Here is a 16,928-nt window from a genome sequence, read left to right on the forward strand (position 1 = left end):
AGCACCTTGCAGTCTTCAGGCTTCACGACACCAGTGAAGATGTAACTACGAGAACCTTGCTGTCCCCAGCCGCCCGAGGTCAGGGCGACAAGGAAAAGCGCTGCTGCAATGCCGCGAACCATGCAGCGCGAGTGTAGCGGTCGAAACGCGGTTGGGCAATCGTGCGGAGTGCGCATTTATAATTCGACGTTCTACCCATACAGAAAGAGAGGCCAAAGTGGCCTACGACGATATTCGCGAATGGATCGCTGCCCTCGACCGCGCCGGGGAACTGAAGCGCGTGAAAGCCGAAGTCGATCCCAAGCTGGAGATTTGCGAGATCACCGACCGCGTTTCCAAGTGGCCGGCACGCAATGGCAAAGGTCAAGGCGGCCCGGCCCTCTTATTCGAGAAGGTCAAAGGCTATCCCGGAGCGAAGGTCTTGATGAACCAGTTCGGCTCCGAACGCCGGATGAAGATGGCCCTCGATGTCGATTCGCTCGATGAAATTTCCGGTCGCATCCGCGAGTTCATGGATGTGAAGTCGCCACAGGGCCTGCTCGACAAAATCAAAATGCTGCCCAAGCTCGCTGAGATGGGCAAGTTCTTTCCGAAGTCCGTGAGCACGGGCCCGTGCAAAGAAGTCATCAAGAAGGGCGACTTCTCGCTGCTCGACTTTCCCATTCTCACCACCTGGCCGAAAGACGGCGGTCCGTTCATCACGCTCCCGTGCGTCATCACGCGCGATCCGAGAACGGGGAAGCGCAACGTAGGCGCCTACCGCATGCAGGTCTATGACGCGACTTCCACGGGTATGCATTGGCAGCGCCACAAAGGGGGCGCTGAGCACTATCGCGAGCGTATGCGGGCCGCGCACGTTGGCGGCGATCCGGCAGGGAAGTCAGACGCAATTGATTTGATGGCGCGCAGCGGTGGAGGCTCACGCACAACCGAAGGTCCGAAAGGGAAGATGGAAGTTGCAGTTGCGCTCGGCACCGATCCCGCACTGATGTTTTCGGCGATCGTTCCAGCGCCGCCGGAGGTCGAAGAATTCATGATCGCGGGATTCCTGCGCCAGAAGCCGGTGGAACTGGTGAAGTGCGAGACTGTGGACTTGGATGTTCCCGCGAACGCCGAGATTATTCTCGAAGGACATGTGAACCTCGACGAACTAAAAGTCGAAGGACCGTTCGGCGATCATACGGGCTTCTACTCGCTCGAAGACCTCTACCCGGTTTTCCACGTTACCTGCATCACACACCGCAAGGATCCGGTGTACTCCGCGACGATCGTGGGCAAGCCTCCGGTGGAAGATGCGTACATGGGCAAGGCCGTCGAACGCATTTTCCTGCCGCTCATGCGGGTCACCATCCCGGAAATTGTGGATCTGAACATGCCGATCGAAGGGGTCTTCCACAACCTCATGATCGTCTCCATCCGGAAGAGTTACGCCGGCCATGCGCGCAAGGTGATGAGCGCTATCTGGGGACTTGGCGGCGCCATGTTCACCAAGTGCATCATCGTCGTGGACGAAGACGTGAATGTGCAGAACCCTGCGGAGGTCGTCTGGAAGGTCTGTAACAACATCGACCCGGAGCGCGATATTCAGTTCACGCTGGGGCCGGTGGACTCGTTGGATCATGCGTCCCGGCTGCCGGATTTCGGGTCGAAGATGGGGATCGACGCGACCCGGAAGTGGCCGAGCGAAGGCTTCGAGCGTCCGTGGCCGGATGAGGTGACGATGGACGACGCGACGCGGGAATTGGTCAGTAAGAGGTGGAAGGAGTATGGGATCGAGTAGGGTTTGCTGAGGAATGGCATAATTGAGGTCGGAATGAACGCCACTCTTAAACTCGAGATGCCAACCGTCCGTGCCATCTGCGAGAAGTACGGCGTAAGGGAGTTGCGCCTGTTCGGCTCCGCACTGGGTCCTACGTTTCGCGCCGAGAGTGACGTGGATTTCCTGGTCGAATTCCAACCCGACGTACGAATGGGGCTGATTACGTTTTTAAAGATGCGAGATGAACTGCAGGATTTGATCGGGAGGCCGGTTGATCTCGTGCAGGCAGGCGGGCTCAAGGCAACGATCCGCGACGAAGTTCTCGCCAATAACGAACTGCTTTATGCGGCATGATCGCGCCTATTTGGCGGACATCATCGAGGCTTGCCAGCATATCGGCAGTTTCGTTAGCGGGCGGGATCTCGCGGATCTCGACAGTGACGTGTTGCTCCGCAGCGGCATCTTTCACCAGTTGGCAGTGATCGGAGAGGCCGCGAGCCGCATCAGCACGGAACTTCGTGATCGTCACCCAGAGTTGGCTTGGCGTCAAATCTCGGGCATGCGCAATTACATCGCACATGCGTACTTTTCGCTGGATCTTCGTATTGTGTGGGAGACGGCTACGATGGACGTACCAAACCTGCGGATCACGGTCCTGCGGCTTTCCGACGCCGAATTTGGCCACGACGACGTAATTCAGTAACTCTGGTCCGCCTTAATACACCCCAACCGATCTTTCCCGCATCTCACCCGTTGTGCAGGGCCACAGGATATAATTTTTACCAACGCTCGGACCGCCCGCGCCCCGGTTCGCCTATTTCCCTCAGGAGCACTGAATGACCAATTCGAAGCCGAAACGACGGGTTCTTGTGGTTGATGACGAGCAAGTCATTGCTGATACGCTGTCCATCATCCTCAACAAGGCCGGTTTCGATGCGTCGCCGGTGTATACCGGCACGGCTGCCGTCGAGAGTGCGCGATCCATGCAACCCGACCTCATCATTAGCGACGTCATCATGCCCGATATGAATGGCATTGAAGCCGCTATTCAAATCCGGCGCTTCTTGCCAAGCTGCAAAATTCTGCTTTTCTCCGGACAGGCCGCTACCGCCGACCTGCTCGAAAGCGCCCGTGCCAAGGGCCATGAATTCGAAATCCTCGCCAAGCCAGTGCATCCGCAGGACCTGTTGGCCAAGCTGGCGGGATAAGACAGGCATTAGGAATTAGGTATTAGAGCCCTGGAGAAATCCGGGGCTTTTGCATGGCGCCTATCCCGCGAGCGATTCAATCGCTTCGACCGCTTCTTGAGGAAGCGTGAGCGCGAGGCTGGAGAGGTCCTGCTGCATGTGTTCGAAACTCGTGGTGCCGGTCAGAGGAAGCATTCCGATCTGCCGAGCGAACGCGAAGGTCACCTGCGCGATACCAGCTTTCATGTGTCCGGCGATCTCCTGAACTAACGGATGTCGCAGCACCGGCACATTTGCCGTCAGCAGCGAGAATCCCTGGTACACGATGCCATGCTCGCGACAGAACGTGCGGATTTCGCGGTCCCAACCTAGCTGGGCATAACAACGGTTCTGCACGAACGCCGGAGTGTCTGCCATCTGTTGCAAATGCCCGAGGGAAACATTGCTCACGCCGATTACGCGGGTGCGGCCCTTCTCGCGCTCCGCTCGCATCGCGTTCCAGACTGCGTCGTCGTCCGCAGTCCACTCGTATCCCGACGCAGGCCCATGCAGCACAAAGCTGTCCACGTATTCCGTGTCCAGATGTTCCAGCGAACTCGCGAGCGATTGCTGTACCTGCTTCGCCAGCGGCGCGGTTGGATCGTAGGGAAGTCGGTGGTCTTGCCCGCGCTGGTAGGTGAACTTGGTCTGGAGAAACAGATCGTCGCGCTTGACCAGGCCGTCGCTGTAGGCCTTCTGCAGGGCTTCACCGACGCCCACTTCGTTGTAATGCTTGCGCTGGTTGGCGGTATCAATCCCGCGGAAACCGGCCTTCAACGCCAGCGACACACACTCGGCGGTGCGGTCTTCTTTCCATGCGGTGCCGTAAAGAAATTGCGGAGCGCTCGATGTCATGAATCTATTTTGTCATCCCGCGAGTCTAAACACAGCCGAACGCCAAGGAGGCCCATGTCCGCTACCGAAGAACGCTGGCCGTCGCTACCGTGGAAGGAATGGGAGCCCACCGCGACCACCCTTCACATGTGGACGCAGATCGTCGGCAAAACCAGGCTCGCCTTGGTCCCGCTACAGGCGCACTGGTGGAATGTGGCGCTATACGTCTCGCCCCGAGGACTCACCACGGAGGCTATGCCGACGCCCCAGGGCACTCTCGAAATCGAGTTCGATTTTCTCGAGCACCAGCTGCGCTTCCGGTTGAGTGATGGACGCGATCATCTCCTCGCGCTGCGGCCGCAGACGGTTGCCGAATTCTATGCGAGCTATCTGAAGTGCCTACAAGAGCTCGGGGTGCAAGTGAAGATTCACCCTGTGCCGTGCGAGCTCAAGGATCCCATCCCGTTTGCAGAAGATACGATCCATGCGTCGTACGATTCGGAATACGTGAAGCGCTTCTGGCGAATCTTGATCAGTACTACCGCCGTGTTTCGCGAGTTCTCCTCGTCTTTTATCGGGAAGGTAAGTCCAGCGCATTTCTTCTGGGGCAGCTTCGATCTTGCGGTCACGCGCTTCTCGGGCCGTCGCGCTCCCGAGCGTCCCGGCGCAGATGCAATCCAGCGCGAAGCCTATTCCCATGAAGTGATCAGTGCCGGCTGGTGGCCCGGCAACGGCGGATTCGGCGAACCCGCTTTCTACGCCTATGCCGCTCCGGTCCCGGGGGGCCTGGGGCAGGCGAAGGTATCTCCGGCGATTGCCGCGTACGACAACAACCTTGGCGAATTCATCATGAAGTACGAAGAGTTCCGGCGTGAACCTTCACCGGACCGGGCATTGCTGGAATTTCTGGAGAGCACGTACGTGGCGGCCGCCAACGCTGCAAAATGGGACCGGGCCGCGCTGGAGCGCTAAAGCTCCCGTCGTCCTTCCATCGCCTTCTGCATGGTCACTTCGTCGGCGTACTCTATGTCGCTGCCGACGGGGACGCCGGTCGCGATCCGCGTCACCCGTACGCCCTCAGCCTTGAGGATCTTCGACAGATACGTCGCCGTCGCCTCACCCTCGACCGTCGGATTGGTCGCGAGAATGACCTCTTCTGCCTTGCCGCCCTCCACCCGTTTGATCAGGTTGCTGATCCGCAAATGCTCCGGACCTACCCCGTGCAAAGGTGAAAGTGCTCCATGAAGAACATGGTATACGCCATTGAAATGGCGGGTCTTTTCGACGGCAGAAATATTGGTCGGTTCTTCCACTACGCAGATGACCTGCTGGTTCCGCGTGGGGTTCGCGCAGTAGGTGCAGGGGTCGACATCGGTGATGTTGTTGCAGATGGAACAGAGCCGGAGTTTGGCCTTCACGTCGCGGACGGCATCCGCCAGCAGTTCGGCGTCGTCGTTGCTGGAGCGCAGGATATGAAACGCCAGGCGCTGCGCCGACTTATTGCCGACGCCCGGCAGCTTCTTCAATTCGTCAATCAACCGCGCCATCGGCTCGGCAAACTTGGACAAAACTTTCTCCTAAAACCCCGGCAATCCCATGCCGCCCATCATGCCACTGAGGTTCGATTGCATCGCCTGGTCCACCCGCCGCGAGCCTTCATTCACCGCCGCGGTCACCAGGTCCTGCAGCATCTCCACGTCGCCCGACTTCACCACCTCGGGATCGATCTTGATGCTCAGAAGCTGCTTCTGCCCGTTCATCTTCACCGTCACACTGCCGCCGCCTGCGGTGGCCTCGATCACGGTTTGCGCCATCTTTTTCTGGAGTTCTTCGGCGTGCTGTTTGGCGGCCGCCATCATCTCGTTCAGATTGAATCCACCCATGTCTATCGCTCTTCCTTTTTGTCGATGACCGTCCGTACTTCGGCGCCGAATTTTTCCTGCATGTAGTTCACCAGCGGATGCTGCATCGCGCGCGATCGCGCCGACGGACCGACGGCAGTGCGTGGCGCGGGCTTGGCCAACGTCGCTGGATCTGCGCCGCCCACCATCGAAAATTTGAGCGGACGTCCGGTCGCCTTGTTCACCGCGGCGGTCACCAGCTTCTTGACCTCCGGCCCCATGCTCAGGTCGATCATTGCCGGCGAAAGCGCGACTTTCACCGTGATTTCGTTCGCGTTCGCGGCCCACACGCCGGTTTCCAGCGTGTGCACGAGCACGTTCTGCCCAGCGGTTTCCAGTTCATTCAAAACCGCGTCGCGGATGGCGGGAATGTTGGTTTCCCCCGCGGGCGCAGCGGCTGGCGGTGGTGGCGCGACCTCCGCCACGGCAACGGCGCTCCCAACACTGGACGTAACCATGGGTGCAGGCGCGCTTTGCGGCTCGTATCCGCGCGCGGGCGCGGCTGACATCGGCGTGGGTGCGGCCGGCGCCGTAAATTCTGGTGTTTTCGCGGTGATTTCCGCGTCTGCCTCGGCCTTCGGCTCGTTCTTCCGCGCTCGATCCACCTCAAATGGTGAAGGTCGTGGCGCCGCCGCGGTCCGGCTGGATTCAAACGGCGATGGCCGCGAAGTTGCCGCGCTCGGCGCTGGCGAACTAGGGCGTGAAACAGGCGCCGCCACGCTGGCACGCGGTGCAGACGACGGTGCTGCGCTTGCGGATCCACTGAGCAGTTCTTCCAGCGGCAGCATGCGTTGTGCGTGCACCAGTTTCAGCAGACCTAATTCGAGATGGAACCGCTGTTCTTGCTTGTATCCAAGGTCAGAGTGGGTGCGCAGCATGATCTGCAGGAAGCGCGCCAGATCTTCTTCGCTGAATTGTTCAGCCACGCGCGCAACGCGCTCGCGTTCGTCGCTCGAAATCTGGAGCAGGGCACTGTCTTTTCCGGCGACCTTCGCCACCATTGCGTTACGAAGGAAGCGCACCGCTTGCTTTGCGAAATGCAGGGGGCTATGTCCTTCGATCAGCAACTTATCGATGGTCGTCAGCACGCTCTCGCTGGAGTTGGCGTGCACGCCGTTCATGATGTCTTCCAGCACGTCCGACGAAACCGTCCCCATCAGCCCGCGTACATCATCGGTCTTAAGTTGGTTGCCGCACGCTGCAATCGCCTGGTCCATGATGCTGAGCGCGTCGCGCATCGATCCGTCACCGGCTTCGGCGAGCATCGCCAGCGCGTCATCTTCGGCGCCGATACCTTCTTTGCCGGCGATGTCGCGCAGTTGCAACACGATGTCGTCAAACTTCACCGCATGAAAGCTGAAGTGCTGGCAGCGCGACCGGATGGTCTGCGGAATGTCTTCCGGTTCAGTCGTCGCCATCATGAAGACGATGTGTCCAGGCGGCTCTTCCAGCGTCTTGAGCAGGGCATTGAAGGCCGCGTCGGTAATTTGGTGCGCCTCGTCGAGGATGTAAATCTTGAAGCGGTCGCGCGCCGGGCGATAGCGTGCCGCCTCGCGCAATTCACGGATCTCGTCAATGCCGCGGTTCGTTGCGGCGTCGATCTCGATTACGTCCACCGACTGCCCGGCCTTGACCTCCTTGCAGCTATCGCAAACCCCGCACGGCTCCGACACCGGATGGTCCGCCGACTGGCAATTCAGCGCCATCGCCAGGATGCGGGCGATCGTCGTTTTGCCGATGCCGCGGTGACCGCTAAAAATGTATCCATGCGCAATGCGCTGCTGCTCGATAGCGTTCTTGAGGGTACGGGTGACGTGGTCCTGGCCAATGACCTCGGAAAATTTCTGCGGGCGATATTTGCGGGCGAGAACCTGGTAGCTCATGAGGGACGTCGGTTCGATTATAACGGCTGCTGCCGGATTGGGCGCGAAGCTCGTGCTGCGACCGCATCGTAACTTGCTTCCATCCTGCTACTCACGATACGTTGCAAGAATGCTCCTCACCATCACCAATGAGCGTACACCGGCGACCGACCTGGGATACCTGCTGCACAAGAGCCCGGAGCGGCTCCATTCGTTCTCGCTCGCCTATGGTAAGGCCCACATTTTTTACCCCGAAGCGACGCCGGAACGCTGCACCGTCGCGCTGCTGCTGGAGATTGACCCCATCGGCCTGGTGCGCAATCGCCGCGGCCCCAGCGGAGATAATCATTCGCTCGAACACTACGTCAATGACCGTCCCTACGTCGCGTCGTCGTTCCTGAGCGTTGCCCTTGCGCGCGTGCTCGGCACCGCCATGGCGGGCAAGAGTAAACACCGCGCCGGCCTTGTGGACGAGCCGCTTCCACTCACCGCCAAGCTCGCCGTCATCTTCAGCCGTGGCGGCGAAGAGGCCATCCGCAAACTGTTTGCGCCGCTCGGTTACGAAGTGAAAGCCGAGCGCCATCCGCTGGATGAGAATTTCCCTGAGTGGGGACAAGGCCCGTACTACGCGCTCGAGTTGCGCAAGGAAGTCACTGTCCGCGAACTACTGAACCATCTCTACGTGCTGATTCCAGTACTCGATCCCGACAAGCACTACTGGGTTGGTGACGACGAAGTCGACAAGCTCCTGCGCAAGGGTGAAGGCTGGCTCAAAACTCATCCCGAGCGCGATTACATCGTGCGCCGCTACCTCAAGCGCCGCGGACGCCTTACCCGCATGGCGCTCGCTCGGCTCGTGGACGAAACGCCCGATCCCGATGCCGAGCTCGAAAAGAAGACGCAGCAGGAAGAAGAGATCGAAAAACCACTGAAGCTGCACGAACAGCGCCTAAACGCGGTCGCCGAAAAGTTGAAGGAGGCCGGCGCGCAGCGCGTGGTCGATCTCGGCTGCGGCGAAGGGAAGCTGCTTCGAGCGCTCTTGAAAGAGAAGCAGTTCAAAGAAATTTTCGGAATGGATGTGTCGTACCGCAGCCTGGAAATCGCCGCCGATCGCTTGAAACTCGAAACTATGCCCCCGACACAGAAGAAGCGCATTCAACTCGTGCAGGGCTCGCTCATGTATCGCGATAAGCGTATCGCCGGCTTCGATGGCGCTACTGTTGTAGAAGTCATCGAGCACCTCGATGAACCGCGCCTCGCTGCGTTCGAGCGGGTGCTCTTCGATTTCGCCAAGCCAAGTACGGTCGTCATTACCACCCCCAACTCGGAATACAACGTGAAGTTCGAGACCCTGCCCGCCGGACAGATGCGCCACAAAGACCACCGTTTCGAGTGGACGCGCGCGCAGTTCCAGGACTGGGCGACCGCGCTCGCCGCTCGTTACGGCTATACCGTGAGTTTCTTCCCGATCGGAGACGAGGACCAGGTAGTCGGTGCGCCAAGCCAGATGGGAGTCTTCCAGCGATGAACTTCAAGCTCCCTGAAATGTCGCTGGTGCTGCTCATTGGGCCGTCGGGCTGCGGGAAGTCCACGTTCGCACGCAAGCACTTCAAGCCCACCGAAGTCATCTCGTCCGACTTCTGCCGCGGCCTCGTCTCTGACGATGAAAACGATCAGTCCGCGACAAAAGAGGCGTTTGACCTGTTGCACTACATCCTGCGCAAGCGCCTTGCGGCTGGCCGCCTCACGGTTGTGGACGCAACCAACGTACAGCCGGAGTCGCGCAAGCCGCTGATCGAAATCGCGAAGGAATATCACCTCTTTACGGCGGCAATTGCTTTCAACTTCGACGAGAAAATCTGCCAGGATCGCAACCGAAACCGGCCGGACCGTCAGTTTGGCGCGCACGTCGTCCGCAACCAGGCGCAGCAGATGCGCCGCGGTCTGCGCGGCTTGGAACGCGAAGGCATTCGTTATCTCACGATTCTCTCGTCGTCGGACGACGCGGACAATCTCACCATCGAGCGCCAGCCGCTGTGGACGAACAAGAAGCACGAGCACGGACCGTTCGACGTCATTGGCGACATCCACGGCTGTGCGGACGAACTCGAAGATCTCCTCGCGCAGCTTGGCTATCGCATCGAGCGTGAGAACGGCGACTACCGCATCACGCCACCTGAGGGCCGTCGTGCCATCTTTCTTGGCGACCTCGTCGACCGTGGCCCGCGCATTCCCGATGTGCTCAAAATCGTAATGAGCATGGTGAATGCAGGCACCGCGTTTTGCGTTCCCGGCAATCATGATACGAAGCTGCTGCGCTGGCTCGGTGGCAAAGACGTCAAGATCGCTCACGGCTTGGCGGACACAATTCAACAGTTTGAAGCTGAGCCGCCAGAGTTCAAGAAGACAGTTGCGAAGTTCCTTGACTCGCTAATCGGCCACTACGTGCTCGACGGGGGCAAACTCGTGGTTGCGCACGCCGGCATGAAGGAAAGCATGCAAGGACGCAGCTCCGGCGCGGTGCGTTCGTTCGCGCTCTTCGGCGAAACCACTGGCGAGACCGACGAATTCGGCCTGCCCGTCCGCTTTGACTGGGCCTCGGAATATCGCGGCAGCGCCATGGTCGTGTACGGGCACACCCCGGTTCCGCAGCCGCAGTGGCTGAACAACACCATCAACATCGATACCGGCTGCGTCTTCGGCGGCGGCCTGACAGCGCTTCGATATCCGGAAAAAGAGCTGGTCTCAGTCCCGGCGCGCAAGACGTACTATGCATCTCCGAAGCCCTTCCTACCGAAGGAAGACGCGCCTACGCTCAGCCAGCAGCACCAGCTTGACGATGTGCTCGACATCGAGGACGTCATCGGCAAACGCGTGATTGCCACCCGGCTGCACGGTAACATCACCATTCGCGAAGAGAACGCCATCGCTGCGCTTGAAGTGATGAGCCGCTTTGCGACCAACCCGAAGTGGCTGATCTATCTGCCGCCAACCATGTCGCCCTCCGAGACGACCAAGCAGCCCAATCTGCTCGAGCATCCTGCGGAGGCCTTCGAGTACTTTCGGCGCGAGGGTGTGGCGAAGGTCGTCTGCGAGCAGAAGCACATGGGCTCGCGCGCGGTGGTCATCGTTTGCCGCGACCGCGATGCCGCGGTGCGCCGCTTTGGTATCACGCAGGATGAAATCGGAGTCTGCTACACCCGCACCGGGCGCCGTTTCTTCAACGACGATCGCCTTGAACGCGATTTTCTTGCGCGGGTGCAGTGTGCGGTGGAAAAGGCTCGGCTGTGGACGGAGCTGAAGACCGACTGGGTCTGCCTCGACTGCGAGCTGATGCCGTGGTCGTCGAAAGCACAGGAGCTTCTTGTCCGGCAATACGCTCCCACGGGCGCGGCAGGACGGGCGGCGCTGCGTGAGACCGTCGCCGCCCTGCGAACAGCGTCAAACCGGGTTGCGGAGATCGAGCCGCTCATTGCCGAATACGACCAGCGTCTGACGATGGTCGGCCAATACGTTGACGCCTATCGCCGCTACTGCTGGCCCGTGCACTCGCTGCTTGATCTCAAACTCGCGCCGTTCCACCTACTCGCCGCGGAAGGCCAGGTCTTTACCAACCGCGACCATGTTTGGCACATGGAGACGCTCGCCCGCTTGTGCGCGCAGGATCACGAACTGCTTCTCGCCACCCCCTACAGAGTCATCGATCTTGCCGAACGCGCCAGCGAGGAAGAAGGGATTGCCTGGTGGGAGGAACTGACCGCTGCCGGAGGCGAGGGCATGGTGGTCAAGCCGGTCGAGTTCATTGCGCGCGGCAAGCATCTTGTTCAGCCAGCGGTAAAGTGCCGCGGACGCGAATACCTGCGCATCATTTATGGGCCGGAATACACCGCGCCGGAACACCTTGAGCGCCTTCGCTCGCGCGGTTTGGGACGGAAACGCTCGCTGGCGCTGCGGGAGTTCTCGTTGGGAGTGGAGGCGTTGCAGCGCTTTGCCGAGCACGAACCGCTGCGCCGGGTGCATGAGTGTGTTTTCGGCGTGCTGGCGCTGGAGAGTGAACCGGTCGATCCACGGCTCTAGGGCCTTTGGCTCAGAATGGCACTTTTCGCGGCTTTTCGTTGCTATTGACCGCGTTTTCACGGTACGCTGTCGGCCATCTACTTTCATCGGCCCGCGGGCCCATCGCCGGAGGACTGCCATGCAACTATCGCTTAGCACGCGCACCATCGAGGGCATCATTATTGTGGATTGTGCGGGTCGGCTGGTGTTTGGCGACGAGTCTGGTGCCCTGCGCGAAACTGTGAAAAAACTGATGCCCGCTTACAAGCAGATCGTCCTCAACATGAAGGGCGTGATGTACATCGATTCGGGCGGCCTCGGCACGCTGATCAGCCTCTATAGCTCGGTGCGCGCCGGCGGCGGCGAAATGAAGCTCGCTAGCCTCAGCGCCAAAACGCTTGAACTGCTCTCCATTACCAAGCTGCTGACCGTGTTCGATATTCGCGATACGGAGACAGACGCGGTGTTGTCGTTTGCGAAGTCGGCAGGAACGCACTAAGGCATTTTCAAGACGATAGGGTCCTTCGACTCCGCACGCTGGGCGGGCTCCGCTCAGGATGAAAGAGCAGGAGGCGCGAGCATGCGACAATCGCTCTCATGCTGAAAGTGAAGCGCCTCTCGCCACACGCCACTCTTCCTACCATCGGCCATCCCGGCGAAGATATCGGCTACGACCTTTACGCCTCCGAAGACCTGACAATTGCTGCGCGTGGCGCGGCGGGCGTTCCGACTGGGGTCGCCATTGAATTTGATCCTCCGGCAGGTGGCGTGGTGAAAACGCGCTCGGGCATGGCAAAGAAACGCCTGATGTGCAATGCCGGTGTAATTGATGCCGGTTATCGGGGCGAGATCATCGTGCTGATGGAGAACCTTGGCGATCAGGAGTACGAGATCAAGCGCGGCGACAAGATCGCACAGTTGCTCGAACATCCGTTCCTGGCGAAGGAAGTGGTTGAAGCCGAACTAACAGATGCGGCGCGTGGGGCGAAAGGGTTTGGATCCACAGGGAAATGAAGATCGTTTTCGCCGCCCAGCGCAGAGAATTTGCTCTGAATTCTGTGTCTCCGTGGTGAACTAGATCTTTCCGAGTGCCTGCTCCAAATCCGCAATAAGCTCTTCCGGTTCCTCCAACCCTATATACAGCCGCACGATGCGATGGCCATACTCCGAGCGTCCCTTCGCGTGGCTGAGGTCGTAATTGACGGCGAGGCTTGCGACTCCACCCCAGCTATATCCGATCTCGAAAAGCTCCAGTGCATTCACAAAAGCCTGCACCTGTTGCTTCGTGGGGCCGGACTTAAAGACGATCGAAAACAATCCCGCCGACCCAGTGAAGTCGCGCTCCCAGAACTCGTGGCCCGGACAGGAGGGAAGCGCGGGATGTAGCACGGTTTCGATTTCCGGTCGCGCTGCGAGCCATTGCGCAACCCTCAGGGCGGAACTTCCAATCTGCGCGAGGCGCACCCCGAGCGTCTTCATGCCGCGTAGTGCGAGCTGGCAATCATCAGGCGATGGGGCGCAGCCGAGCACCTGGTAGGTATTGCCGAGCTTTTCGTAGATCGCGCGGTCGCGAATAGTAATTGCGCCAAGAAGAACATCGCTGTGGCCAGCGACATATTTCGTGAGCGCCTGCATCTCGACGTCAACGCCGTGGTCGAAGGCCCGGAAAAAGATTCCAGACGACCAGGTGTTATCGAGCACTACCAGCGCGCCGCGGGCGTGCGCCGCTTTCGCGATTGCAGGAACATCTTGCACTTCCATCGTCAGTGAGCCGGGACTTTCGCACCAGACGAGACGCGTGTTGTCCTTGATCAACTCTGCGATTCCCGCGCCGATCAAGGGCGGATAAACCGTGACCTCCACGCCGAAGCGCTTGAGAACGGAATATGCCAACTTGCGATTGGGGCCATAGATATTCTCGGGGATCAGGATGTGGTCACCCGCATTGAGCAGCGAGAGTTGGATGAGCGAAATCGCGCCCTGGCCTCCGGCGGTGATGATGGTGTGTTCGCCGTCTTCGAGCTCGCAGACGCGTGCTGCGAGTTCCAACGTCGTCGGCGTGCCGTAGAGGCCGTAGGTGTAGCCCACGCGATGCTGGTCCCACTGGTCCGTAACCGATTCAGCATCGGGGAAGAGCACGGTGGATCCGCGGTAGGTAGGAGTTACCAGCGAGCGGAATCCCTCCGGGGCATGGCTATCGCCGTGGATCAGCTTTGTCTTCCAACTCTTCTTCATGGCGACAGTATAGAGAACTTGCGGCGAGAGGTTCCCGAACGCGGACATTGTCCAAACGGACACTTGCAAAGAGAACCTCTGCCGAGAGAACATTATAGGTAGAGGTGTACCGTGAGACTCTCCCTTGGACTGTTGTTTGCGTTCTCGTTTTCAATGGTGGCTTGGGCGCAAGAGCCTTCGCCGACAAATGGTCTGGCTCAACCGGCAGCACAACCGAGTGGGGTGACTCAGACCGTCATTTCGCAAGGCACGGTGTATCAAGCTCCCGTGACGGCTCCGGTAATCACCCAAAGCGCGCCAGTCCAGCCGATTCCCGTGTCGCTTTCCGTGCCCATGTCGTCCATGCCGTCGCAACCACAGATAAGCATGCCAGTGGCGCAGATGTGCGGCTGCGGCATAAAACACTAAGGTGTCGGGAAGCACGCTGTTCGTTCGTGGGGTTGTGCTTGCGGCCGTCATCGGGCCCCGTGTATACTTCCTCAATCACATTTGAACGGACTTTGTCAGTGACGATGCTACTCACTTCACGAATGTATATGGCCATGCGTCCCCCAGGCGGTCGCCGGCCAGCATCGGAAGTCTGAGTACACCCACTCAATCTCCAATCTGGCAGCCGCCTGGGGGTCACCTAAGGCGGCCGAGTTGTTTTTAGAGCCAAATCAGCCAGATACAGGAGATCGCAGTGCCTTCCGAAGACCTCGACATTTCCACTCTCGCCATTCGCGGCGGACGTTCGCTGGACTCTCATGCCAGCTCGATTTTGTTTCCGCTCTACCAGACCAGCACGTTTGTTCATGACGCCGTTGGCGTGGACAAAGGGTTCAGCTATTCGCGGGTGTCGAATCCGACCGTAGATGCCCTGGAGAAAGCCATCGGCGTGCTGGAAGGAACGCCTCCCGCCGTTTGCTTCCGCACGGGCATGGCGGCGGTGACCACCTTGTTCCTATCGGTGCTGCGCGCGGGCGACCATGCGGTGCTTTCGGAAGTGATCTACGGCGGGACGATGCGGCTCTTCCGCGAGATCCTCGATCACCTGGGAATCACGGCTTCGTTCGTGGACACGTCGGACGCAGCCAACGTGGAGCGGGCGATCCGGCCAGAGACGAAGATCATCTTCATTGAAACACCGGGCAATCCGACGCTGAAGCTCACCGACATTGCAGCCGTGGCGGAGGTCGCTAAACGGCATTCCATCCTGCTCGCGGTGGACAACACATTCCTGACGTCGCTGCTGCAAAACGTCTTCGAACTCGGAGCCGACATATCGCTTCTCTCGACGACGAAGTACATTGATGGCCATAACGCGACGCTCGGTGGATCACTCGCGACGCACGACGAAAAGTTGCTGGAGCGGTTCCGATTGATACGTAAGACCATAGGCACAACGCAAGCGCCCTTCGAAGCGTGGCTGACGTTGCAGGGAATGAAGACGCTGCCGGCTCGGTTGAAACTGCATTGCGAAAATGCGCAGATCATCGCGGAGTGGCTGGAGGCACATCCTGCCGTCGCTCGCGTTTACTTCCCGGGGCTCGATTCGTGTGAACAGAAAGCTCTTGCGGACAAGCAACAGAACGCACCCGGCGGAATGATTGCTTTCGAACTGAAAGCCGGATTTGACGCCACGATTCGAGCTCTGAACCACGTGAAGCTGTGCTCGCGAGCGGAGAGCCTCGGCGGGCTCGAGACGCTGATTACGCATCCTTCGTCTACCACACATGCGGATGTTGAGCCTCAGGTGCGACGGGCGCTGGGGATTTCGGATGGGTTGGTACGACTGTCCGTAGGATTGGAGGCCGCGCAAGACATCATTGCCGATCTCGAACAAGCATTTGAGGCGGCCGGGTGTTGTCCGGCATCGGAGGAGGTCCGCAATGAAGTTCGCTAGCCGTCTCGTAAGTTTCGATCCCGCTCCGGGCGATCGCTATCGCCCCATCGCCACGCCGATATATCAGACGGCAACCTTTGAGCAGGAACACGCCGATGAATTCGGCGAATACGACTATTCGCGCAGCGGCAATCCCACGCGCACGGTGCTGGAAAAGCATCTGGCATCGCTGGAAAACGGGACCCGCGGCTTTTGCTTCTCGAGCGGCATGGCGGCGATAACCACCACGACCAAGCTTCTGCGCTCCGGCGACGACATTCTTGCCGACAGCGATCTCTACGGCGGAACCTGTCGTTTGTTTACCAAAGTCCTCGAGAAGACGGGTATTTCCGCGCGCTATGCCGACGCCGCGAATCTCGAGCAATTCGCGCAGCAGATCAGGCCGGAGACGAAGCTGGTCTATGTCGAGACGCCGACGAATCCGCTGCTCCGCGTGCTCGACTTACGCAAGCTCGCCGAGATAGCTCACGCGAATGGCGCGATTCTGTGCGTGGACAACAGCACGATGTCGCCGTACCTGCAGAATCCCCTCGATCTTGGCGCGGACATAGTGCTGCATTCGGCGACGAAATATCTCGGCGGCCATCATGATGTGACGGCTGGCGCGATCGTGGTGAAAGACGAGGAACTGGCGAAGCAGGTCTATTTCATCCAGAACGCGGAGGGCAATGGACTCTCGCCGTTCGATTGCTTCCTGCTGCTGCGCGGCATTAAGACCCTAAAGCTGCGCGTGGATTGCCAGCAGCGCAATGCGCTTACGATCGCGAAATTTCTGGCGTCGCATCCAGACGTGAAGAAGGTCTATTATCCGGGACTTGCCGATCATCCGGGATACGAATTGCAGCGGTCGCAGGCGCGCGGATCCGGAGGCGTATTGAGTTTTACGACTGGCTCGGTGGAAGTTTCGAAAACGGTCGCGGAACTGACGAAGCTTTTCCGGATTACCGTGAGCTTCGGCAGTGTGAATTCGTCCATCAGCTTGCCGGGGAACATGTCGCATGCGAGCGTTCCGCCGCAGGTCTTGGCGCAACGTGATCTTCCGGCAGACTTGGTGCGTATCTCGGTCGGGATTGAAGACGAAGAGGACCTGATTGCCGATCTCGATCAAGCGTTGCAAGTCGCGACGGGGAAGACATTGGCGGCAAGTACGCGGTGAGCAGGGCTGAAGCC

At 59.5% G+C, this 16,928-nt stretch carries 17 protein-coding genes; 12 read left to right on the top strand and 5 right to left on the bottom strand.

Going from position 1 to position 16,928, the window contains the following annotated elements; all coding sequences use genetic code 11:
- Window positions 1-217: 217 nt before the first annotated feature.
- From ACID345_RS10110 to ACID345_RS10125, 4 genes are all read left to right on the top strand, one after another.
- On the top strand, window positions 218-1,780 hold the full coding sequence (locus ACID345_RS10110) for a UbiD family decarboxylase (RefSeq protein WP_011522769.1): 1,563 nt from the start codon (window positions 218-220) through the stop codon (window positions 1,778-1,780).
- Window positions 1,781-1,813: 33 nt separating this feature from the next.
- Window positions 1,814-2,113, top strand: coding sequence for a nucleotidyltransferase family protein (locus tag ACID345_RS10115; protein WP_011522770.1), 300 nt, complete (start codon window positions 1,814-1,816; stop codon window positions 2,111-2,113).
- Window positions 2,103-2,462, top strand: coding sequence for a HepT-like ribonuclease domain-containing protein (locus ACID345_RS10120; RefSeq protein WP_011522771.1), 360 nt, complete (start codon window positions 2,103-2,105; stop codon window positions 2,460-2,462). The genes ACID345_RS10115 and ACID345_RS10120 overlap by 11 nt, the downstream gene beginning before the upstream one ends.
- Before the next feature lie 133 nt (window positions 2,463-2,595).
- A complete protein-coding gene (locus ACID345_RS10125; protein ID WP_011522772.1) occupies window positions 2,596-2,967 on the top strand; it encodes a response regulator in 372 nt (123 codons plus the stop codon).
- A 60-nt stretch (window positions 2,968-3,027) separates the two neighbouring features.
- Here the strand turns inward: ACID345_RS10125 and ACID345_RS10130 are convergent, their stop codons facing one another.
- Window positions 3,028-3,840, bottom strand: a complete 813-nt coding sequence (locus tag ACID345_RS10130; protein ID WP_011522773.1) for an aldo/keto reductase family protein — start codon at window positions 3,838-3,840, stop codon at window positions 3,028-3,030.
- A 54-nt stretch (window positions 3,841-3,894) separates the two neighbouring features.
- Here ACID345_RS10130 and ACID345_RS10135 point away from each other — a divergent pair, with 54 nt between their 5' ends.
- A complete protein-coding gene (locus ACID345_RS10135; RefSeq protein WP_011522774.1) occupies window positions 3,895-4,791 on the top strand; it encodes a DUF5996 family protein in 897 nt (298 codons plus the stop codon).
- Here the strand turns inward: ACID345_RS10135 and recR are convergent.
- The 3 genes from recR to dnaX are packed head-to-tail and all read right to left on the bottom strand — an operon-like array spanning window position 4,788 to window position 7,603.
- Complete coding sequence (gene recR / locus ACID345_RS10140) at window positions 4,788-5,387, bottom strand: recombination mediator RecR (protein WP_011522775.1); 600 nt, start codon at window positions 5,385-5,387, stop codon at window positions 4,788-4,790. The genes ACID345_RS10135 and recR overlap by 4 nt on opposite strands.
- Window positions 5,388-5,396: 9 nt before the next feature.
- Window positions 5,397-5,702, bottom strand: coding sequence for a YbaB/EbfC family nucleoid-associated protein (locus ACID345_RS10145; protein ID WP_011522776.1), 306 nt, complete (start codon window positions 5,700-5,702; stop codon window positions 5,397-5,399).
- Between the two features lie 2 nt (window positions 5,703-5,704).
- A complete protein-coding gene (gene dnaX / locus ACID345_RS10150) occupies window positions 5,705-7,603 on the bottom strand; it encodes a DNA polymerase III subunit gamma/tau (protein WP_011522777.1) in 1,899 nt (632 codons plus the stop codon).
- On the opposite strand from dnaX, the gene ACID345_RS10155 reads away from it, so the two are divergent.
- From ACID345_RS10155 to dut, 4 genes are all read left to right on the top strand, one after another.
- Window positions 7,602-9,110 (top strand): 3' terminal RNA ribose 2'-O-methyltransferase Hen1, encoded by a 1,509-nt coding sequence (locus tag ACID345_RS10155; RefSeq protein ID WP_228370760.1) that lies wholly within the window; start codon window positions 7,602-7,604, stop codon window positions 9,108-9,110. The two genes, dnaX and ACID345_RS10155, sit on opposite strands and share 2 nt — an antisense overlap.
- Window positions 9,107-11,659, top strand: coding sequence for a polynucleotide kinase-phosphatase (locus tag ACID345_RS10160; RefSeq protein ID WP_011522779.1), 2,553 nt, complete (start codon window positions 9,107-9,109; stop codon window positions 11,657-11,659). Before ACID345_RS10155 ends, ACID345_RS10160 begins: the two co-directional genes overlap by 4 nt.
- A 118-nt stretch (window positions 11,660-11,777) precedes the next feature.
- Window positions 11,778-12,137, top strand: a complete 360-nt coding sequence (locus ACID345_RS10165) for an STAS domain-containing protein (RefSeq protein ID WP_011522780.1) — start codon at window positions 11,778-11,780, stop codon at window positions 12,135-12,137.
- 98 nt (window positions 12,138-12,235) lie between these two features.
- Window positions 12,236-12,652, top strand: coding sequence for a dUTP diphosphatase (gene dut / locus ACID345_RS10170; protein ID WP_011522781.1), 417 nt, complete (start codon window positions 12,236-12,238; stop codon window positions 12,650-12,652).
- A gap of 60 nt (window positions 12,653-12,712) precedes the next feature.
- Here dut and ACID345_RS10175 read toward each other — a convergent pair whose 3' ends face one another.
- Entirely contained in the window at window positions 12,713-13,936 is a 1,224-nt protein-coding gene (locus ACID345_RS10175; RefSeq protein ID WP_011522782.1) for a cystathionine beta-lyase, read from the bottom strand.
- Window positions 13,937-13,984: 48 nt separating this feature from the next.
- Here ACID345_RS10175 and ACID345_RS26620 point away from each other — a divergent pair, with 48 nt between their 5' ends.
- The 3 genes from ACID345_RS26620 to ACID345_RS10185 all read left to right on the top strand — a co-directional run bounded on the left by ACID345_RS26620 (window position 13,985) and on the right by ACID345_RS10185 (window position 16,914).
- Entirely contained in the window at window positions 13,985-14,281 is a 297-nt protein-coding gene (locus tag ACID345_RS26620; protein WP_148210072.1) for a hypothetical protein, read from the top strand.
- 274 nt (window positions 14,282-14,555) lie between these two features.
- A complete protein-coding gene (locus ACID345_RS10180) occupies window positions 14,556-15,758 on the top strand; it encodes a trans-sulfuration enzyme family protein (RefSeq protein WP_011522783.1) in 1,203 nt (400 codons plus the stop codon).
- Window positions 15,745-16,914, top strand: coding sequence for a cystathionine beta-lyase (locus ACID345_RS10185; RefSeq protein WP_011522784.1), 1,170 nt, complete (start codon window positions 15,745-15,747; stop codon window positions 16,912-16,914). Before ACID345_RS10180 ends, ACID345_RS10185 begins: the two co-directional genes overlap by 14 nt.
- Window positions 16,915-16,928 lie beyond the last annotated feature (14 nt).

Origin of the sequence: Candidatus Koribacter versatilis Ellin345, from assembly GCF_000014005.1 — a bacterium.
Classification (GTDB): domain Bacteria; phylum Acidobacteriota; class Terriglobia; order Terriglobales; family Acidobacteriaceae; genus Korobacter; species Korobacter versatilis_A.